Annotated in this window: 14 protein-coding genes; 7 read left to right on the forward strand and 7 right to left on the reverse strand. The window is 68.7% G+C overall.

Annotated features, from left to right (window positions below; all coding sequences use genetic code 11):
• Window positions 1-79: 79 nt before the first annotated feature.
• On the forward strand, window positions 80-220 hold the full coding sequence (locus ACWCIA_RS02115; protein WP_454160494.1) for a hypothetical protein: 141 nt from the start codon (window positions 80-82) through the stop codon (window positions 218-220).
• On the opposite strand, the gene ACWCIA_RS02120 is transcribed toward ACWCIA_RS02115, so the two are convergent.
• Window positions 217-1,764 carry a PKD domain-containing protein gene (locus ACWCIA_RS02120; protein WP_454160496.1) on the reverse strand — a complete coding sequence of 516 codons (1,548 nt, stop codon included), beginning with the start codon at window positions 1,762-1,764 and terminating at the stop codon, window positions 217-219. The two genes, ACWCIA_RS02115 and ACWCIA_RS02120, sit on opposite strands and share 4 nt — an antisense overlap.
• Before the next feature lie 301 nt (window positions 1,765-2,065).
• Here ACWCIA_RS02120 and ACWCIA_RS02125 point away from each other — a divergent pair, with 301 nt between their 5' ends.
• Window positions 2,066-2,503 carry a universal stress protein gene (locus ACWCIA_RS02125; RefSeq protein WP_454160498.1) on the forward strand — a complete coding sequence of 146 codons (438 nt, stop codon included), beginning with the start codon at window positions 2,066-2,068 and terminating at the stop codon, window positions 2,501-2,503.
• Window positions 2,504-2,550: 47 nt separating this feature from the next.
• On the opposite strand, the gene ACWCIA_RS02130 is transcribed toward ACWCIA_RS02125, so the two are convergent.
• Complete coding sequence (locus ACWCIA_RS02130) at window positions 2,551-5,103, reverse strand: cation-translocating P-type ATPase (RefSeq protein WP_454160500.1); 2,553 nt, start codon at window positions 5,101-5,103, stop codon at window positions 2,551-2,553.
• Between the two features lie 33 nt (window positions 5,104-5,136).
• Window positions 5,137-6,216 (reverse strand): PEP-CTERM sorting domain-containing protein, encoded by a 1,080-nt coding sequence (locus ACWCIA_RS02135; protein ID WP_454160502.1) that lies wholly within the window; start codon window positions 6,214-6,216, stop codon window positions 5,137-5,139.
• A gap of 368 nt (window positions 6,217-6,584) precedes the next feature.
• On the opposite strand from ACWCIA_RS02135, the gene ACWCIA_RS02140 reads away from it, so the two are divergent.
• From ACWCIA_RS02140 to ACWCIA_RS02150, 3 genes are all read left to right on the forward strand, one after another.
• Window positions 6,585-7,070, forward strand: a complete 486-nt coding sequence (locus ACWCIA_RS02140) for a universal stress protein (RefSeq protein ID WP_454160504.1) — start codon at window positions 6,585-6,587, stop codon at window positions 7,068-7,070.
• A 14-nt stretch (window positions 7,071-7,084) separates the two neighbouring features.
• On the forward strand, window positions 7,085-8,080 hold the full coding sequence (locus ACWCIA_RS02145; RefSeq protein WP_454160579.1) for a zinc-binding alcohol dehydrogenase family protein: 996 nt from the start codon (window positions 7,085-7,087) through the stop codon (window positions 8,078-8,080).
• Between the two features lie 108 nt (window positions 8,081-8,188).
• Window positions 8,189-10,930, forward strand: a complete 2,742-nt coding sequence (locus ACWCIA_RS02150) for a cation-transporting P-type ATPase (RefSeq protein ID WP_454160506.1) — start codon at window positions 8,189-8,191, stop codon at window positions 10,928-10,930.
• 44 nt (window positions 10,931-10,974) lie between these two features.
• Here ACWCIA_RS02150 and ACWCIA_RS02155 read toward each other — a convergent pair whose 3' ends face one another.
• The 4 genes from ACWCIA_RS02155 to ACWCIA_RS02170 form a co-directional block, all read right to left on the reverse strand.
• Window positions 10,975-11,799, reverse strand: a complete 825-nt coding sequence (locus ACWCIA_RS02155; protein WP_454160508.1) for a universal stress protein — start codon at window positions 11,797-11,799, stop codon at window positions 10,975-10,977.
• A gap of 70 nt (window positions 11,800-11,869) precedes the next feature.
• On the reverse strand, window positions 11,870-12,925 hold the full coding sequence (locus ACWCIA_RS02160) for an NAD(P)-dependent alcohol dehydrogenase (RefSeq protein WP_454160510.1): 1,056 nt from the start codon (window positions 12,923-12,925) through the stop codon (window positions 11,870-11,872).
• A 68-nt stretch (window positions 12,926-12,993) separates the two neighbouring features.
• Window positions 12,994-13,836 (reverse strand): universal stress protein, encoded by an 843-nt coding sequence (locus tag ACWCIA_RS02165; RefSeq protein ID WP_454160512.1) that lies wholly within the window; start codon window positions 13,834-13,836, stop codon window positions 12,994-12,996.
• 288 nt (window positions 13,837-14,124) lie between these two features.
• Complete coding sequence (locus ACWCIA_RS02170; protein WP_454160514.1) at window positions 14,125-14,664, reverse strand: universal stress protein; 540 nt, start codon at window positions 14,662-14,664, stop codon at window positions 14,125-14,127.
• 250 nt (window positions 14,665-14,914) lie between these two features.
• Here ACWCIA_RS02170 and ACWCIA_RS02175 point away from each other — a divergent pair, with 250 nt between their 5' ends.
• Both ACWCIA_RS02175 and ACWCIA_RS02180 read left to right on the forward strand, forming a co-directional pair.
• Window positions 14,915-17,602, forward strand: coding sequence for a bifunctional acetate--CoA ligase family protein/GNAT family N-acetyltransferase (locus ACWCIA_RS02175; RefSeq protein ID WP_454160516.1), 2,688 nt, complete (start codon window positions 14,915-14,917; stop codon window positions 17,600-17,602).
• Window positions 17,599-19,503: an NAD(P)H-dependent oxidoreductase gene (locus ACWCIA_RS02180; protein WP_454160518.1), complete on the forward strand. Its 1,905-nt coding sequence runs from the start codon at window positions 17,599-17,601 to the stop codon at window positions 19,501-19,503. Before ACWCIA_RS02175 ends, ACWCIA_RS02180 begins: the two co-directional genes overlap by 4 nt.
• Window positions 19,504-19,546: the final 43 nt, after the last annotated feature.

Genomic DNA, 19,546 nt, shown 5'->3' on the forward strand with positions numbered 1-19,546 from the left:
CCGGGATGCGAGCCCGGAGCCGCCGCTTGCCACCACGATGCGTCGATACATGTTGCGCTCCCTGAGGCCATGAGCGGCCGTGATCGAACGCGCCGCGGCCGCGCTGCCAGAATGGGCGGGCCGCGGCCGTCGGTCTTTGATGCAGATCAAAGGCGCGGTGGTGACCTGCGGCCAGGCGCCGCGCCTGCCGGTGCGCTGGCCGGCGGCACGAACCTGCTAAAGCCCGCCTGCGCCCGCCGCGCAGGCGCCCGCGCCGCAGACCGCCAGCTTGCGCCGTACGGTCGTGCTCGTGCCGGCGCTGTCGGTGACCGTCAGGCTGACCGTGTAGGTGCCGGGCTTGCGATAGACGTGCTGGGCGCTCACGTTGCCGCAGCCCTTGCCCTGGCTGACCGTCCCGCGGATCGTGCTGCCGTCGCCCCATGTCCAGGTGGCGGTGTGGGTCTCGCGCAGGTCGACGTCCGTGAAGGCGGCGGAGAACGTGAGCGCCGCATTCACGCGCGCGGTGCCGGTCAGCGCGATCGGTGCGACTACCGGGGCCCCTGCGGGCGCCTGCGCGGCGCCCCCATCCGGCACCAGCAGGACCAGCCCGGTGTTGGCGCTGGCGACGATCGCGCCATTCTCGGAGATCGCGCGCGCGCCCTGCAGCACCAGGCCTTCCGGCGCCCCGACGATGCGGGTGTTGAGGTCGACGACGCCCTGCGCGCGCGTCCACACATAGGCGCGCCCGCCGAAGCTGCCGACGACCTGGCCCCGGTTGTTCACGTCGTCCGCGGAAGTCTGGACCAGCGGCAAGTCCGCGCCGATCTCGATGAGGCCGGTCTCGCGGGTCCACACGAAGCCATGGAAAAGGACGGGAAAGTCCAGCACGTTGCCGATGACCATGCCCTTGTCGTTCACCTTGACGGCGGTCGAGCGGTTGCCGGTGCCGGTGCCGAGGTCGATCGGGCCTGTTCGGGGCGTCCACAGGAAGGCGTGGACCTGCTGGTTCGGCGCGAAGAGCGTGGCGCCGACGATATGCCCGGCTTCGTTGACGTCGCTTGCCAGGGTGAATTCGCTGGGCTGGGTGCCGATGTCGCGGATGCCTTCCTGCCGCGTCCAGCGGAAACCGCGCAAATCGAAGGGGCCGTCGCCTCCGGAGTAGCCGACGACGGTTCCGGCATCGTTGATGGCGGTTGCGAACGAGAAGACGTCGAGCGGGAGCGTGCCGATGTTGATGGCGCTGGTGCGCGGGCTCCAGAAGAATGCGAACGGCGTCTCGTTGCTGAGAGGCCCGCCGCGGAAGATGCCGGCGACCGCGCCCCGGTTGTTGATGTCGGCGCCGGCCGAGTTGCGCGGGCTGCCCCTGAACAGGTCGACCATGCCCGTGGCCCGGCTCCACCGGTAGGCGTGGGAGACGGTGCCGGCGGCGTCCAGGGTCGCGCTGCCCGTAACCTGGCCGAGGTCGTTCACGGCGACCGCCGTGGCGGACGGTCCGCCGAGCGTGCCGAGGTCGCGCACGCTGGTGCCATCGTAGAACCTGGCCCTTTTGACGCCTTCGTTATATTCGGTGAATGCCACCTGGCCCCGGGCGTTGATGTCGACGAAGGTGATGATGGGATCGGCGCTGAGCTGGATCACCCGGTAGGTGGCCGCCCGCGGCGGCTTGTGGCGGCTGGGATCGGCGAGGGCGGCGCCGCTGACGGTCGCCAGGGCGATCAGCGGATACAGCAGCCATCGCTGCAGCAATGCCGTCGGTCCCGGGGCGGGTGCGGTTCTGGTGTGCATTTGTTCCTCCTGTTCAGTTCGTGCGCTACGTCAACATGCGACAAGGAAAGCCGTGCCAGGCAGGACACGCCACTCCCAAGCTTAGGGAGTTGGCCAGGGCGGCCACTGTGCGAACGCAAGCGGGCTGCGGCGCGGGGATCGGGCAGGTCCCTGGCAGTCTATTCGGCGGTCCCGTTAGGTTTGATATGGATCAAAGTTCTGCGGAACGTGGCCTTCATCCTGATCCAGCGCCCTGTCCTGGCCGGAGCTGGCGCCCGGCGCTTCAATGGGGCGACGTACGCCTGTTTCCGAAGGAGCTGCCATGTTCAAACGCATCCTGATTCCCACCGACGGTTCGCCCGCGTCGCAGCGGGCCATCCTGGCAGGGGTGGGCTTTGCCAGCCAAAACGGGGCCGAGGTCGTGGGGCTGACGGTCATTCCGCCATACGATCCCGTCATGATTGCTGCCGACATGCTCGAGACGACGCCCGAGCAATACGAGCGCGCGGCGGGGGAGCGTGCCCGGATGATCCTGTCCGACGTCGAGCAGGCCGCCCAGGACGCGGGGGTGCCGTGCAGGCTGGAGCAGGCCAGCGGAAGCAGCACCTGGGAGTCGATCATCGAGACCGCGCGCCGGGACGGCTGCGACCTGATCCTGATGGCTTCGCATGGCCGCAAGGGTATCCGCGGCCTCCTGTTGGGGAGCCAGACCCAGAAGGTTCTCGTCCACAGCGCGATACCGGTGCTGGTGTACCGCTGAGGTGCGCCGGCGCCGTTGGGCGGGCCGGCATCTCCACGTCCGCCGGGTCACCGGCGCGCCGCGATGTGCAGGCCGAGCATCATGCCGAGCGCAAGCAGCGCGGCTCCGGCGAGCCAGATGGGCTGCGGCGGCGCGAAGCGGAACAGGCCGGCCAGTAGCGGCACGTAAAGCGCGGCGGCGAGCATGCCGATGCTGCCGGCGCAGATGGCCAGGAACAGGGGATTGAACACGCGCAGGGCGCGGGCCGCGCCGCCGGCCTGGCGGTGCACCAGCAGCAGGGCCAGGTTGCACAGGATGAGTGCGCTGAACGCCGTGGCGCGCGCTTCCGGTTCCGGGATCCGGTTCACGGCAAGGGAGTACAGGGCGGCGGTCAATGCCGCCGCCCACAGGCCGCCCAGCAGGGAGGTCAACAGCTCGCGCACCGGCAGCGGCGCTTCGCCATGCGGACGTGGGGGGCGGCGCATCAGGTCCGGTTCGTCGGGCTCGCTCTCGAACGCCAGCGAGCTGGCCGGGTCGATCACCATTTCGAGAAACACGATGTGCAGCGGGTAGAGCAGGATCGGCCAGCCGAGAACCGGGGGAAGAAGGGCCATGACGGCGATCGGTACGTGGACCGCGGCCACGTAGCGCATCGACTTGCGCATGTTCGCGAAGATGCGCCGGCCGGCGCGCAAGGCTTGCACCAGGGATGCGAAGCGGTCGTCCAGCAAGGTAAGCTCGGCCGCCTCGCGGGCGACGTCGGCGCCGCGTTTTCCCATCGCCACGCCGACGTCCGCGGCGCGCAGGGCCGGCGCGTCGTTGACGCCGTCGCCGGTCATCGCCACCACCGCACCACGCGCCTGCAGTGCGCGCACGATGTCCAGCTTCTGGCCAGGCACGATCCGGGCGCACACGTTCACCCCATCCAGCCTGGCACCGAGCGCCTGTGCATCGAGCTGCGCCAGCTCGGGCCCGGTCACTACGCTGCCATCGGCAAGCCCGGCCTGGCGTGCGATGGCGCGCGCGGTGCCGGGATGGTCGCCGGTGAGCATCACCACGCGTATGCCCGCGGTCCGGCACTCGGCCACCGCGTCCGGGATATCGGCGCGCAAGGGATCGGCGAGCGCGACCAGGCCAAGGAGTTCGTAGGGCAGTGTCGCCGGATTGTCCGGCCATGGCGGCGCCACGTTGCGCGCCTGGGCCACCGCGAGCACCCGCAGGCCCTCGCGCGCGAATGCCGAGGCCGCCTGCAGCGCTTCGTCGCGCCTGGCCGGCGGGCAGAATGCGGCGACCGTCTCCGGCGCCCCCTTCGCCGCCGCCCGGGTTGCACCGGCGTCGCTCCAGATCCTGATCAGGGCAGGGCGCCCGGCGCTCAGGCCGTATTCGCGCTCGAGGTGCGGGGAGCGGACCGCCAGCGAGGTGTCGACGCCGCAGCGTGCGGCGGCCAAGTGCAGGGCCTGGTCGATCGGGTCCGGCGACTGTGGCCGGCTGGCAAGCAGCGCGACCGCCAGCAGCTCCTGCAGCGCCGATGGCAGACGGTCGCCGTCGCGCTGCATGTCGTGGCTGGCGCCGTCGCGCCACAGCAGGCGCAGCGCCATGCGGTTTTCGGTCAGCGTGCCCGTCTTGTCCACGCACAGGACCGATGTCGACCCGAGGATCTCGATGGCGGCCAGGCGGCGGGTGAGGACCTGGCGGCGTGCGAGGCGCCATGCGCCGATCGCCGGGAACACCGTCAGGATGACGGGGAATTCCGCCGGCAGCATCGACATCGACAGCGCCACGCCCGCCAGCAGCGCATGCAGCCAGTTTCCGCTTCGCAGCCCGAGCAGGAGGACGAGCAGCAGGCTGACCGCGAACCCGAGCACCGCCAGGCGCCGCGCCAGGTTGCTGGTCTCGCGCTGCAGGCGCGCGACCGGCGGCTTGATGTTGCCGAGTGCAGCGCCGATGCGACCGAGCTCGCTGTGGACGCCGGTTGCATGTACCACCGCCACCGCTTCGCCTTGTACGACCAGCGTACCGGCAAACACCCAGGGCAGTACCTCGCCGCCCGGCGGGGCCGCGGCGCTCGCCTCGTCCCCGGCGCGCTTGCCCACCGGTACCGACTCCCCCGTCAGCAGCGATTCGTCGACCAGCATCCCGCCCGTGTCGACCACGAGGGCGTCGGCCGGCACGCGGTCCCCCTCCGCCAGCCTGATCACGTCGCCCCGGACAAGCTCCGCTGCCGCTATCTGCAGCTGCTTGCCGTCGCGGACGACCGTTGCGCCAGGGGCGCTGAGGTCGCGCAGCGCCTGCAAGGCGCGCTCGGTGCGCCCCTCCTGGTACAGGCTCATGCCCAGCAGCAGCACGACCATCAGCAGCAGGAAAACGCTCTCGTACGGCTCGCCCAACAGGAGATACAGTACGGCGGCGCCGATCAGCAAAAGGAACATCGGCTCGCGGGCAGCGTCGATGACGATCGCTCCCCAGCCGCGGCGCGCCGCGTCAGGGAGCTTGTTGGGACCGTCGGCCGCCAGGCGCCGGGCGGCCTCGGCCAGGGTCAGTCCCTCCCGGGCGCCAGGTCCCGCGGGTCGTCCGCGGCCCTCGGCCCCCCTGGCTTCCCTGGGGCCGTCAGGCGCGTCCATCGTCGCAGCCCCGCGCGACGCCGCCCGGACCGGTCACTTGCGCCGCCGGCGCGCGGCGGACAAGGTGGCGAGCCCGCCGAGCAGCATCGCCACGGTGCTCGGCTCCGGAATGGCCGGCACGAGGTCGAGGCGTACGGAGCGGCAGTCGGAAGTGGACCCGAAGCAGGCAGTGGCGAGGATCTGCCCGGCGTCGTTGATGTCCGCCGCCTCTGTGACCGTCCAGCCCGGCTCGGGAACGAGCAGGTCGTTCAGGTCGCGCAGGCTGCCGTCGTCGTAGAAAAACGCATGCGACAGCTCGGAATCGAAGCGCCCGCCCAGGATGCCGACGATTGCACCGTGATTGTTGATGCCGCGTGCCGTCCCGCCCGGCGCGCCCAGGCTCGCGAACACGCCCCCACTGTACAGGTAGGGGTGGACGCCGGCGTCGGCGAATTCCGCGCCGCCGACGATCATGCCCGCATCGTTGATGTCGTCGGCTGAAAACGTGACGACGCCCGGCGCCGCGAGCTCGCGCACCAGGCCGTCGCGGTAGGCGAAGCCGCGCGGGTCGCCGCGCGGGCGGTCCGGGAGTGGCGCCAGGCTGTTGGTGCCGACGACCGTGCCTTTGTTGTTGAGTCCGTAAGCATCGCCCTGCTCGCCGCCGAAGGTGTCGATGGCGGTCATGGTAGTGCCGTCGTAAAAGAATCCGCGGGAGGTTTCGCCAGGAAAATTACCGGCGGTGCCAGCAACCTGGCCCCGGTCATTGATGGCGCGGGGTGTGGCGAAGCTCAGGCCGGCCACACGCCCGATGTCGCGAATCTCCCCTCCCGAATAGATAAAGGCCGGCGCGTCCGGCAGCCTGGAACTGAAGCTGCCGGCGACCTCGCCCCGGTTGTTGATTGCGAAGGCCTGGATACCCGGCGCAATCCGGCTCAGGTTAACGATGCCGGCGTCGCTCCAGATCCAGGCTTCGTTGCGCGTATTGCCGACGATCTGTCCGGCGTTGTTGATATCAACAGCGGTGAAGTCGGACGGCAGGAATGTGAGGGAGTAGATCGGCTCGGCCAGCGCAAGCGTTGGGCAGGCGAGCCCGGCAGCGAGGAAGAGTGCGGCACGGTGTTTGCGCAGCTTCATGGCGGCATCCTGTAGAAGTCAGTATGGCGTTGAGGATGCGCCGTGCATACCGCAAAAGGTTGAGGTAGATCAGCCGGGCGCACGTACGGGTCGGGTACCCAAGCGTTTTGGGCGGCCGGGGAATCTTCTGATGTGCGTCAAACCCTCCGCTCTCGCGCACCGTGGCCGGGGGGCACAGGACATACGATGGCATGATGCATGATCGGGTATGCGCGAGACCGCTTCGGCGCGCTCGCGCGGCATATGGCGTGCTACGATCTGTTGAAGCGTGTTCTTTCACCGAAGGTTACGCTCCCGTTTTTTTGGGAGTAAAACGCCATCGTGGCAGGCAATCCACGACGATTCGATCCGTTGACAGGAGCTGCACCATGCTGATCGAGAAGATACTCGTCGCGACCGACGGCTCGGACCTGGCCGTTCGCGCGGCGCAGATGGCCGTGCTGCTGGCGCGCACCTCGGGCCGCCGCATCGTCGCGTTCTCGGTCGCCCAGCCACATTTTTCCATGCCGCCGGATGCGCTCGCGTCCACCGACGCCAACGCGGAACTGCGCCGCGCGCTCGGCGCCGCCGCCGCGCACGTCGAGACGGTAGCCCGTATCGCAGCGCGCGACGGTGTCGCTTGCGAGACCCTGACCACCATCGCCTCGGCGCCGGGCGGCGAGATCGTCCGGGCCGCGCAGGAGCACGGCTGCGACCTGATCGTCATGGGCGCGCACGGCCCGTTCGACGCGAATACGCTGTTTACAGGCAGCGTGGCCCAGCATGTCCTGGCGTGGTCGTCGGTTCCGGTGCTGGTGTTGCGCGACCCGCGGGAAGCATCGAAACCCGAGTTTTCCGATGCACCCGCGCCATGACCGGCCCAGGCACCATGGCTGCAATGGTGCTCGACGGCCCGGGCCGGCCGCTGCGGGCGGCGCGCCTGCCGGTTCCCCGGCCGTCCGGTCAGGAGATCCTGATCCGGGTATCGGCCTGCGCCGTTTGCCGGACAGACCTGCACATCGTCGACGGCGACCTGCCGCCGCACCTGCTGCCGCTCGTGCCCGGCCACGAAATCGTCGGCCTGGTTGCGGAGGCTGGACCGCGTGCGCGCCGTTTCCGCCCGGGACAACGGATCGGTGTGCCCTGGCTCGGCGGCAGCTGCGGCGCCTGCGCCTATTGCGTGACGGGGCGCGAAAACCTGTGCGACCGTCCAGTATTCACCGGTTACGATCGCCATGGCGGCTTTGCCGAATATACCCTCGCCGACGAGCGCTACTGCTTTGCGCTGCCGGACATCTACGACGATGCGCACGCCGCCCCGTTGCTGTGCGCCGGCCTGATCGGCTACCGCGCCTATGCCATGACGGGACAGGCGCACCGGATCGGGCTATACGGTTTCGGCGCTGCGGCTCACCTCATCACCCAGCTCGCGCTGAAGCACGGCCGCGAGGTGTTCGCCTTCACGCGGCCCGGCGACACCCGTTCGCAGGTATTTGCCCGGTCGCTCGGGGCTGCATGGGCCGGGCCTGCGGACGCTGCGCCGCCTGCACTGCTGGACGCGGCGATCCTGTTTGCGCCGGACGGCGGATTGGTCCCACCCGCGCTGGCGGCCACCGCCAGGGGCGCTGCCGTGGTGTGCGCCGGGATCCACATGAGCGACATCCCGGCGTTTCCCTATCGGCTGCTGTGGGGCGAGCGCTGCCTGCGTTCGGTCGCCAACCTGACCCGTACCGATGGCGAAGCGTTCCTGCGCGAGGTGGCACACGGCGAGGTGGCCACCACCGTTGTTCCCTACGCGCTGGCGGCTGCCAACGAAGCGCTGGCGGACCTGCGCGCCGGGCGTATCGATGGGGCCGCGGTCTTGTTGCCGGCGACGCGAGGCTGATCCGGGCGGAGAGGACGGTCGGGCACGCGCAACCTGCTCGCCTCCCGCAGCTTGCAGCCGAACGGTTCCACCTCGCCAGCGACGACGTACACATGACGGAGGGCGGCAGTGAAACGAGAGAATCCGGACCGGCCGCGCGTCGCGTGGCACCATGCGACAGTCGATAGCGCCCTTGCACAGGTACGAACCTCCGTTAGCGGGCTGAGCCGGGAGGAGGCCCGGTCCCGCCTGGAAACATACGGCCCGAACCGGCTGCCGCAGGCGGCAAGGCGCAGCGCCCTGATGCGCTTTCGCCTGCAATTCCACAACATCCTGATCTACGTGCTGCTGGGATGTGCAGTCATCACGGCGGCACTCGGCCACCCGGTCGACTCCGCGGTAATCCTGGCGGTGGTGATCGCCAATGCCATGATCGGGTACATCCAGGAGGGCAAGGCCGAACGGGCGATGGACGCCATCGGCCACATGCTCGCACCCCATGCCAACGTGGTTCGCTTCGGCGAACGCATCAGCATCGATGGCGAACAACTGGTCCCCGGCGACATTGTGCTGCTGGAGGCTGGCGATAAAGTCCCTGCGGACTTGCGCCTGCTCAGTGCACACGGCATGTCGGTGCAGGAGGCGGTCCTCACCGGCGAATCGGTCCCGGTCGAGAAGCACACGGATCCGGTGGCGATTGATGCGGCGCCGGGCGACCGTTCATGCATGGCTTTTTCCGGGACACTGGTCGCCGGCGGCCAGGGCAGGGGCGTCGTGGTGGCGACCGGCACCGACACGGAAATCGGGCGCATCAGCGGGCTGCTCTCGCAGGTGGAGGTGTTGACGACGCCGCTGGTGGCGCAGATGGGCGTCTTTGCCAGGTGGCTGACCATCCTCATCCTGCTGCTTGCCGCCTTACTGCTGGTCTATGGCTACTACGTCGGAAAGCACGATTTTACCGAGATGTTCATGGCGGTCGTCGGGCTGTCGGTCGCCGCCATTCCAGAAGGGCTGCCCGCCGTGCTCACGATCACGCTCGCGCTCGGCGTACAGGCAATGGCCAGGCGCAACGCCATCGTGCGGCGCCTGCCCGCGATCGAAACGCTGGGGGCCGTGTCCGTCATCTGCACCGACAAGACCGGGACCCTCACACGGAACGAGATGATGGTCGCTTCCGTGCTCACGCACCGGCACGTGTTCGCGCTCGAAGGCTCCGGGTACGAACCGAAAGGGGCCCTCACTCTCGGGGAGACGCCGGTCGCGCCCGCCGAGCATGCGGTACTCGATGAGCTCGGGCGCGCGGCCGCGCTGTGCAACGACGCGGCCCTGCACGAACGGGAGGGCGTGTGGCATGCGGAGGGCGACCCGATGGAAGGCGCATTGCTGGCCTTTGCAGGGAAAATGGATGTGGAACCGCGGAGCCTGCAGGCGGTGTGGACGCGCACGGACGTGATTCCGTTCGACGCCAGGCATCGCTTCATGGCGACGCTGAACCACGATCACGAAGGGCATGCCTTCGTTTTCGTGAAAGGGGCGCCGGAGCGGATTATCGCCATGTGCCGGCAGCAGCGGGAAGCGCATGGCGGGTCGGAACCGCTCGACCTGGCATACTGGAACGACAAGGCCGAAAGCGTCGCCGCGCTGGGACAGCGCGTGCTGGCCTTCGCGGCGGCAGCGGTCGAACCGGAACAGACCGTGCTGGAACATGCCGCATTGGCAGGCTCGTTGACGCTGCTTGGCATGGTGGGCATGATCGATCCGCCGCGTGCGGAAGCCATTGCCGCGGTAGCCGAGTGCCACGGGGCTGGCATCCGGGTCAAGATGATCACGGGAGATCACGCACGAACCGCCGCCGCCATCGCCAGGCAGATCGGCCTGCGCAATCCTCATACGGTGCTGACAGGCGCCAATCTCGACGGGATGGACGATGTCCGCCTGCGGCAGGCAGCGCTGGATTGCGATGTTTTCGCGCGCACCAGCCCCGAGCACAAGCTGCGCCTTGTGATGGCCTTGCAGGCGCACGGCATGATCGTGGCGATGACCGGCGACGGCGTCAACGATGCCCCGGCGCTGAAACGCGCCGACGCCGGAATCGCGATGGGCAAAAAAGGCAGCGAAGCGGCCAAGGAAGCCGCCGACCTGGTGCTGGCAGACGACAATTTCGCCTCGATCGTTGCCGCCGTCCGCGAGGGGCGGACGGTGTACGACAACATCAAGAAAGTGATCAGCTGGACGCTGCCGACGAACGCGGGCGAAGCATTGACCATCGTCGTGGCCCTGCTGTTCGGATTGACCTTACCCGTTACGCCGGTGCAGATTCTCTGGATCAATCTGATTACGGCCATCACGCTGGGAGTCGCACTGGCATTCGAGCCGACCGAGGAAAATACCATGCGCCGCCCGCCGCGCGCGCGCGACAAGCCGCTGCTGGACGCAGGTCTGGTCTGGCATATCGTGCTGGTATCGATCCTGTTCCTGATGGGTGTCTATGGCATGGTTTCTTATGCGGCCAGCCGCGGCTACCCGGTGGAACTGGCGCAGACGCTGGCCGTCAACACGCTGGTCGTCATGGAAGTCTTCCACCTGTTTTTCATCCGGAATATCTACGGTACGTCGCTGACGTGGAAGGCCGTACGGGGCACGAAAGTCGTATGGACGGTCGTGGCGATCGTCACCGCCGCACAGTTTGCGATCACCTATCTGCCGCCGCTGCAGGCGATCTTCGCCACCGTATCCGTGCCGTTCCGGGAGGGCGTGCTGATCATTGGAACTGGCGCGGCGCTATTCGCCGTCATCGAAGCGGAAAAGCAGATACGCCTGAGGCTCCAGGCCATCAATCGGACGACGACCAGCGGGGAGGTCCAGTCTTAGTCCCGGCACGCACCGCTTTTCATCGGCATCGATGCTGGAACGGTCTAATGCGCGAACAGGACCGGCACCCCGGCGCGTTCGAGCAGGACGCGCGTGACGCCGCCGAGCACGATCTCGCGGTAACGGCTGTGGCCGTAGGCGCCGGTGACGAGCAGGCCTGCCCCGTGGCCGCGTGCCAGGCCGAGCAGGGCGTCCCCGGCAGGCGATCGGGTACGCTCAACGAGGACCTCGACGGGCACGCCGTGGCGCGCCAGGTAGCGCGCCATGTCGGCGCCCGGCTCTTCGCCGTGCAGTCCCGCCTCGCTTTCCGGGTTGACCAGCGCGAGCCGTACCGTGCCCGCGCGCACGAGCAGGGGCAGGGCGCCGGCGATGGCGCGCAGGGCGGCCACGCTGCCGTCCCAGCCGACGACGACGCTGTCCGTGATCGGTTCCCCGGCATACGCGGGCTGCACCACGAGCACCGGCCGCGGGCCGCGCAGCGCAAGGTATTGCGGCAGCCCGCGTGCAGTTGCCTGGTCGCCCGCGTCCAGGCCGGTCACCACCAGGTCGGCATAACGCGACTGCAGCAGCAGCGCGTCGCGGTTTTCGTCTTCTACCAGGCGCTCCTCCAGCGATTGCACGCCGAGCTGGCGCGCGCGTAGGGAGAAGCGCTCCAGGTTCGCATGTCCAAGCACGCGCAAGGACTCGAATTCCTCGCCTCCCGCCCTCGTCATCGAACCGGCCAGCATCGCGTACGCCGGCCAGGACATGCCGGTGGCGGCGCAGCCCACCAGGTGCGCCCCGTGTTCCCCGGCGAGCCGGGCGGCGGCCAGCAAGCGCGCTTCCATCGCCGGGCTTTCGTCGACATGAACGACAATGGTCTTGTACATGGCTGCTCCTTTCCTTGGAAATTGCCGGAAGTCGCTGGAAATTGCCGAGAGAATTGGTGAGAATCGCGGCTCAGGGAATAATCGCCACTTTCAGGACGCCGTCGCGCCCGTTGGCGAACAGTTCATAGGCATCCTCGATCTGCTCGAGGCGGAAGCGGTGGGTCACCAGCGGCTGCAAGTCGAGCCGGCCCGATGCCACCACGTTCATCAGCCTGCGCATGCGCTCCTTGCCTCCGGGGCACAGGGTGGTCACGATCCGGTGGTCGCCCAGCCCTGCCGCGAATGCGTCCACCGGCAGCGAGAGCTTGCCGGAGTACACGCCCAGGCTCGACAGCGTGCCTCCGGGGCGCAGGACGCGCAGGCAACTCTCGAAGGTCTGCTGAGTGCCGAGCGCCTCGATTGCGACGTCCACGCCGAGGCCGCCGGTCAGGCGCAGGATTTCCTCTACCGGGTCGCGCTCGCTGTAGTCGATGACGTGGTCGGCGCCCAGGCGGCGGGCCATCGCGAGCCGCTCGGGTACACGGTCGACCGCGATGATGCGCGAGGCCCCGCGCAGGCGGGCGCCGGCCGTGGCGCACAGCCCGATCGGCCCCTGGGCAAATACCGCGACGCTGTCGCCGATCCGGATGCCGCCGCTTTCGGCGCCGCCGAACCCGGTGCTCAGGATGTCCGGGCACATCAGCACCTGTTCGTCGGTCAGTTCGTCCGGGATCGGCGCCAGGTTGGCCATGGCGAACGGTACCCTGACATACTCGGCCTGGCAGCCATCGATCGTATTGCCGAGGCGCCAGCCGCCGATGGCGTGCCCGCCACACTGGGCCTGGTGCCCGTCGAGGCAGGAGTGGCACTGCCCGCACGGGCAGATGGCCCCCGCCACGACGCGCTGTCCGACCACGTACCCGGTAACGCCGGCCCCGAGCTCGGCGATCGTGCCGACCGGTTCGTGCCCGACCGTGAGGCCGTCGGCGACCGGATACTCGCCTTTCAGGATATGCACGTCGGTCCCGCAGATGGTCGTCATGGTGATCTTGACGACCGCCTCGCCCGGCCCGGCACGCGGAATCGGCTTGCGCCCGAGGACGATCCGTCCGGGACCGGTGAAGACGGCTGCGTTCATGTTGCCCATTTGCTCCTCCTGTTCAGTTGGCGCAGTGCGCGGTGTGTGCGGCGTGGGGGGCTGCATCCGCGCCTGTCCTAGCGGGCCATCAGCACAGGCAGCGCCGCCTCCTGCAGCGCGGTCCTGCTCGCGCCGCCCAGGAGGAGTTCGTGGAACTGCGAACGGCCGAAGCATCCCATCACCACCAGGTCGCAGCCCTGTTCGGCGGCCAGGTCGAGGATCGCGTGCCCCGTATCGTGGCGCGGATCGCGCAGCACCACGTCGACCCGCATAGCGTGGCGTTCCAGGAAAGCGAGGGCGTCGTCCAGTTCCTCGGCGTCGGCACATGGGCCCGGAAAGGTGGGGGTGAGGGTGGCGAGAATCACATCGGTGGCGCGCTCGAGCAGGGGGAGCGAGGCAGACATCGCCATCGCCGCCTCCCTGCTGCCGTTCCAGCACAGCAGGATCCGGCGCGGACAGGCGGCAGGCGGCGCCAGCCGCGGCACGACCAGTACCGGCCGCGCGGCGTTGAGCACGAGATAGTCGGGCATGCGTTCGGCTGCCGGACGATAGCCCAGGCTCTCGTCCGGGTCGTCCTGGCTGACGACCACCAGGTCGGCGAACCGGGCAAGCAGTGCGAGGCCGTCAGGGGCCTGGTCGCAGATCAGGCGCGACTGGTGGGAAATGCCAGCGCGCCCGGCGACTTCCTCGAAGCGGTCGAGCGCGTCCCGGGCAGCCATGTGGAGCGGCTCCACATAGCTGGCCAGCAGGCTGCCTGGCGCGGCGTCGTAGCCGCCCGGGAAGATCTGACGCGCAATACCTGTGAATGCCGCGCCGACCAGGTGCGCGCCGTGCTCCGCGCAAATCGCGGTAGCCAGCGCGATCCGGGCGGGTGCATGGATGGACAGGTCGCAATGGACGAGGACGGTCTTGTACGGCATGCATACTCGCTTAGGTAGATGGGGCCACGTTGGTGTCAATCCGGGACGGTGGGATGGTTAGTGCGCAGGTCCGTGCGGCGTGGCGGCACCGCATCGGTCTCACTCTGCATCTCACACCTGCAGGCAAGTCTGTCGATCCGGGTCATTTGCCGCTTTGATGTAGGTCAAACGGGAGCCTGTCGTCGAAGGAGCCTTGCCGAAGCAGATAGACAGGGGTACGGACACGGCATGACGCGATCAGTGTGCCATTCACAAGATTCATGGCGTGCAGCCGCGATCCCGGTAACTTCATGGAGCACGGCCGGCAGATGCCGCCGGCGCAGCATGTGGCGCCTCCCCGGCGGCCACTGCGAATGCGTCTGCGCCTGGCCCTGTTGCCTGCGACGGGCGCGCCCGGTAGACCATCACCGGCACTGGCGAATAGGCCAGCACGCGTTGCGTGACGCTGCCGGCGATCAGCCGGCTCAGGCCGCGCCGGCCGTGCGAGGCAATGAAGATCAGGTCGCAGTGCTCGCGTTCGGCGACATTGATGATTTCATCGGCGGGCGAATAGCCGTACGCCGTCAGCGCCGTACATTTGACGCCGGCTTTCGCTGCCGCATCGGCAACCTGCCCGACATACTGGCTTGCCTGCTCCAGCAGGACGTCGACGCCAAGCGGGCTGCTTGTCGCAATCGCACCTTCCGCCGACATCATTACCGGTTCCGGCGGCGCAACCGAGAGCGCGACGATTTCGCTGCGACAAACCTGCGCGAAGGCAATCGCGGCATCGGCTGCCAGGGTCGCCAGTTCGGAACCGTCGGTGGGCACGAGAATGCGTTGGTACATGGGACTCTCCCTGTAGAAATCCTCACTTGCGCCGGATGGGCGCGCTGCTAGAATGGGTGCCACGTCCTCTCGAGTCCTTGATGCGCATCAAAATTGCATGACGCCGCGGCGCGCGATTTGCCCACCCTGGTGGATTTGATGTGCGTCAAGGCTGTTATCGGTGCCGGGCGCCATTCTGGCTCCCGGATCACCGCGCTCGGGGCCGCATGTGGCGGCTGACGGGCGTGTCAGGACCGGACAGGGAGAGCAGATGAGCATCCGTAACCTCGGCCACTTCTTCGCGCCCGGCTCCGTGGCGGTCGTCGGCGCGAGTGCGCGTCCCGGCAGCGTCGGCGCGACGGTGCTGGCCAACCTCGTCAGCGCCGGGTTCACGGGCCCCATCTGGCCGGTCAATCCGAAATACCGCCAGCTGTCGGGAATCGACGTGGTTGCGGACGTCAAGCGCCTGCCGCGCGCGCCCGGGCTGGCGGTGGTGTGCACGCCGGCCGCCACGGTGCCCCGTATCGTTGCCCAGCTCGGAGAGCTCGGGTGCCGGGCGGCGGTGGTGCTCAGCGCCGGGCTGGACGCCCCCGGTCCCGGCGGTGCCAGCCTGCGCCAGGCAATGCTCGATGCCGCCCGGCCACACCTGCTGCGCATCCTCGGGCCGAACTGTGTCGGCCTGCTGGTTCCGGGAATCGGCCTGAACGCAAGCTTCGCGCCGGTGTCGGCCTTGCCCGGACGCCTGGCCTTCGTCGCACAGTCCGGCGCGATGGTGACGGCGGTGCTTGACTGGGCGCGCGAGCGCAGGATCGGTTTTTCCTCGTTCATCTCCCTGGGCGACGCCAGCGATGTCGATCTCGGCGACCTGCTCGACTACCTGGCCGGAGACAGCGGCACCGACGCCATCCTCGTGTACGCTGAGGGCATCCGCCAGGCGCGCAAGTTCATGTCGGCGGCGCGCGGCGCGGCGCGCGCCAAGCCCACCGTGATCGTCAAGGCGGGCAGGGCGGCCGAGGCGGCGCGCGCAGCCTTCAGCCATACCGGTGCGCTGGCTGCGGCCGACCTGGTGGTCGACGCCGCCCTGCGCCGTGCCGGGATGCTGCGGGTGCACACCACCGCCGAGCTGTTCGATGCGGTGGCGGTGCTTGGGGATGGCCTGCGCCTGCGCCCCGGCGCCGGACGGCTGGCGATCCTGACCAATGGCGGGGGACCGGGCGTCATGGCAACCGACGCGTTGGTTGCCGCGCACGGAACGCTCGCATCGCTGGGCGAGGCCACGCTGGCGCAGCTCGACCGGCACCTGCCGCCTAACTGGTCGAGAGGAAACCCGGTCGACATCATCGGCGACGCGCCCGCCGAGCGCTATGTCGAGGTGCTGAAGACGCTGCTGGCCTCGAACGACGCCGATGCGCTGCTGCTGATCCACGCGCCGACGGCCATCGTGCCGGCCGCCGAGATCGCCCGCGCACTGTTGCCGCTGCTGCGTGGCGCATCGCGGCCGGTGCTGTGCTGCTGGCTTGGCGGCGCGAGCGTCGCGCAGGCACGCAATCTCTGTATCGACGCCGGCCTGCCAGTCTTCGACACGCCCGAGGAGGCCGTGCGCGCGCTGATGCAGCTGGTCGATTACGGGCGCAACCAGGCGCTGCTGATGCAGGTTCCCTCGGCAGGCGTGCTGGCCCCGGCGGACCGCTCCGGCGCGCGCACACGCGTGGCCCGGTTGCTGGCGGACGGCGGCGGGACGGTCGGGGAAGCGGACGCCAAGGCCCTGCTTGCCAGTTTCGGCATCCCGTCGGTGGCGACCGATATCGCGCTTGACGAAGCCGGGGCCGTGGCGGGCGCGGCGCGCATCGGCTATCCGGTTGCGCTGAAAATCCTGTCTCCCGACCTGTCGCACAAGTCCGACGTGGGCGGCGTCGTCCTCGACCTGGGCGACGAGCCCTCGCTGCGCGCGGCCCTGCGCGGCATGCGCGAACGCATCGCCGCCCTGCGCCCGAATGCCCGCCTTGCCGGCTTCACCGTGCAGGCGATGGCGCGCCGGCCGCATGCGCTGGAACTGATCGTCGGGTTGACGACAGACCCGGTATTCGGGCCGGTGGTGCTGTTCGGGCAGGGCGGTGTCGCGGTGGAGGCGAACGCCGACCAGTCGATCGGCCTGCCGCCGCTGAACCGGGTGCTGGCGCGCGACATGATCGGGCGCACGCGCGTGGCGCGCCTGCTGGCGGGCTTTCGGGACCATCCCCCGGTCGACCTTGACGCGCTCGCCGACGTGCTGGTGCGGGTCGGCCAGATGGCCGCGGACCTGCCCGAACTGTGCGAACTCGACATCAACCCGCTGCTGGCCGACAGCACAGGAGTGCTCGCGCTGGACGCCCGTATGCGCTTGTCGCCAGCCGCGGGACCCGACCCGCTGGCGCGGCTGGCGATCCTGCCTTATCCGGACGCGCTCGAACGCGTGGTGGAAACAAACGTGGGCCTGCTCACCCTGCGCCCGATCCGGCCCGAGGACGCACCCGCGCACCAGGCATTCTTTCGCGCCTTGACCCCGGAGGACGTGCATTTCCGCATGTTCGGCAGCGCGCGCGAGCTGTCGCCGGCCCAGCTCGCGCGCTTTACGCAGATCGATTACGCCCGCGAGATGGCCTTCCTCCTGACCTGCACCGCGGGCGGGGAAAGTGAGACGCTCGGCGTGGCGCGAGTCGTCGCCGATCCCGACAATATCGTCGGTGAATTCGCCATCGTGGTGCGCTCGGACCTGAAGGGGCAGGGGCTCGGGACGGTCCTGATGGAGGCGCTGATCGCCTATTGCGCGGGCCGCGGCCTGCGCGAGATCGTGGGTGTCGCGCTCGCCGACAACCTGCGCATGCATGCGCTGGCGCGCCGGCTCGGCTTTTCGCTGGCATCCGGCGACAGCGGCTCCGTCACGATGCGGCGCGTGCTGCGCTCCGGCGCGGAGGCATGATGGGCGCGCCGCAACGTGTGCCGCCTCGTGCCCCGCATCGTTCCCGCATCCTGATCATTCAGGGCCATCCCGACTGCGGCGGCCGGCATCTGTGCCATGCCCTGGCCGACGCCTACGCGGACGGTGCGCGCGATGCCGGCCACGAGGTCGAAGCGGTCGCACCGGGCAAGCTCGCGTTTCCGCTGCTGAGGAGCGCGGACGAATGGCAGCAGCAAGCGCCGCCGCCGGCACTCGTGCCTGCCCAGGAGGCGATCAGGCGGGCATCCCATCTGCTGATTGTCTATCCGATGTGGCTGGGCGAGATGCCGGCCTTGCTGAAGGGATTCCTCGAACAGGTGGCGCGGCCCGGATTCGCGCTGGCGACGGACAAGCAATCCGCTGCGGGCGGGGCTGCTCGGCGGGCGCAGCGCGCGTGTCGTCGTTACCATGGGCATGCCGGCGCCCGTGTACCGCTGGTTCTACCGTGCCCACAGCCTGAAATCGCTGGAGCGCAATATCCTGGGATTTGCCGGCATTCGTCCGGTGCGCGCGACGCTGATTGGCGGAGCCGGGGCGATGCCGCCGGAGCGCATCGAGCGCTGGTGTGCACAGCTGCGCAGCCTTGGCGCCGCCGCGCGCTGAGGGCGATGCCATGCGCGCACGGGGCTCGCTGCCGTTTGACGCAGATCAAGCGAGGGTCGACGCCGGGACCTATGGTGGATGTTCGCCCAACGCCTCGTCGCATGGAGGAGGCCATGAACATCTGCCGCAAACTGCTCGGGATGGTTGGCTCGGCTGCATTGGCCATGTCGCTGGGGTTGAGCCCACATGCGCATGCACAGGCCGAGCGAATCTATACCGTGACCTGGATCCCCCAGGAGTTCGGCCCCACCGACATGAACAATGCGGGGAATATGGTTGGCATGGTCTTCACGCTCACCGGGCCGCGCATCGCGACCTGGTCCGATGAAACGGGCGTGCGGATCCTTCCCGGTTTCGGTGGTTCGTTCGGCATGAACAATCGTGGCGACTTCGTCGCCATGAAAGACGACGGACCGCCGGAACGCCGCTATAACGCCTATGCCTACATCAACCGCGAATGGCGCAACATCAGTGCCGCAGCACCCGACATCGGCTGGGTATTCCCGCATGCGATCAACGACCGCGGCTGGGTCGTCGGCGAAGTCGCGGAGAGCCAGTACGCGACGCCGATCTCGCCTTTTCTCTACCGCAACGGCGATCTGCAGGTGCTCCCCACCCTCGGCGGAAGCAGCGGCAAGGCGAATGCCATCAATAACCGCGGACAGGTAACGGGTCAGGCGGCCCGGCGCAATCCCGACGGCAGCGAGAGCCAGCACGCATTCCTCTACGACAGCGCCAGGGGCCGCATGACCGATCTCGGCACGCTCGGAGGCGGCAGCAGCGAGGGCCTCGACATCAACGAGCGTGGGCAGGTCGTGGGGATTTCGAACTGGCGCGGGTTTCTCTATTCCGGAGGCCGCATGATCGATGTGGGTACGCTGGGCGGCAACGAGGCCTTTGCCCTGGCGATCAACAATTACGGCGTCGTCGTCGGGCGCGGGTGGCTCCAGGACAATACCCCATATGGATTCGTCTATTTTGCCGGCCGCATGGTCAATCTCGACAGGCTGGTCAGCCTGCCGCCCGGGTGGTCTGTCTGGGTTCCCCTGAGCATCAACGACAGGTTTCAGATTTTGGCAACGGTATGCCATCCGGTTTCGGGTGGCTCGGCCTGCGCCGTAGCGCGTCTCGATCCTCCGCGCTGGGCGAAGCCCCGTGACCTTCCCGCGCTCATACAGAGGTTGGGGCAGGCGAATCCGGCCGGCCGCGCGCAAGCACTTGAGGAGCGCCTGGATAGCATCGATCAACGTATCCGCTCCAGGGGGCCGGGCGCGAGGTGACTACCGCCGGCCGGCATCTTGAAGAGCCGATGGGTGGCGTGGC

Source organism: Massilia sp. SYSU DXS3249, from assembly GCF_053668055.1.

Bases quoted from the DNA above. Each gene is read 5' to 3' on its own strand.
- ACWCIA_RS02135 (WP_454160502.1), bottom strand. From the start codon at position 6,216: ATGAAGCTGCGCAAACACCGTGCCGCACTCTTCCTCGCTGCCGGGCTC.
- ACWCIA_RS02155 (WP_454160508.1), bottom strand. From the start codon at position 11,799: ATGTACAAGACCATTGTCGTTCATGTCGACGAAAGCCCGGCGATGGAA.
- ACWCIA_RS02145 (WP_454160579.1), top strand. From the start codon at position 7,085: ATGGCTGCAATGGTGCTCGACGGCCCGGGCCGGCCGCTGCGGGCGGCG.
- ACWCIA_RS02120 (WP_454160496.1), bottom strand. From the start codon at position 1,764: ATGCACACCAGAACCGCACCCGCCCCGGGACCGACGGCATTGCTGCAG.
- ACWCIA_RS02140 (WP_454160504.1), top strand. From the start codon at position 6,585: ATGCTGATCGAGAAGATACTCGTCGCGACCGACGGCTCGGACCTGGCC.
- ACWCIA_RS02130 (WP_454160500.1), bottom strand. From the start codon at position 5,103: ATGGACGCGCCTGACGGCCCCAGGGAAGCCAGGGGGGCCGAGGGCCGC.
- ACWCIA_RS02175 (WP_454160516.1), top strand. From the start codon at position 14,915: ATGAGCATCCGTAACCTCGGCCACTTCTTCGCGCCCGGCTCCGTGGCG.
- ACWCIA_RS02165 (WP_454160512.1), bottom strand. From the start codon at position 13,836: ATGCCGTACAAGACCGTCCTCGTCCATTGCGACCTGTCCATCCATGCA.
- ACWCIA_RS02170 (WP_454160514.1), bottom strand. From the start codon at position 14,664: ATGTACCAACGCATTCTCGTGCCCACCGACGGTTCCGAACTGGCGACC.
- ACWCIA_RS02180 (WP_454160518.1), top strand. From the start codon at position 17,599: ATGATGGGCGCGCCGCAACGTGTGCCGCCTCGTGCCCCGCATCGTTCC.
- ACWCIA_RS02160 (WP_454160510.1), bottom strand. From the start codon at position 12,925: ATGGGCAACATGAACGCAGCCGTCTTCACCGGTCCCGGACGGATCGTC.
- ACWCIA_RS02125 (WP_454160498.1), top strand. From the start codon at position 2,066: ATGTTCAAACGCATCCTGATTCCCACCGACGGTTCGCCCGCGTCGCAG.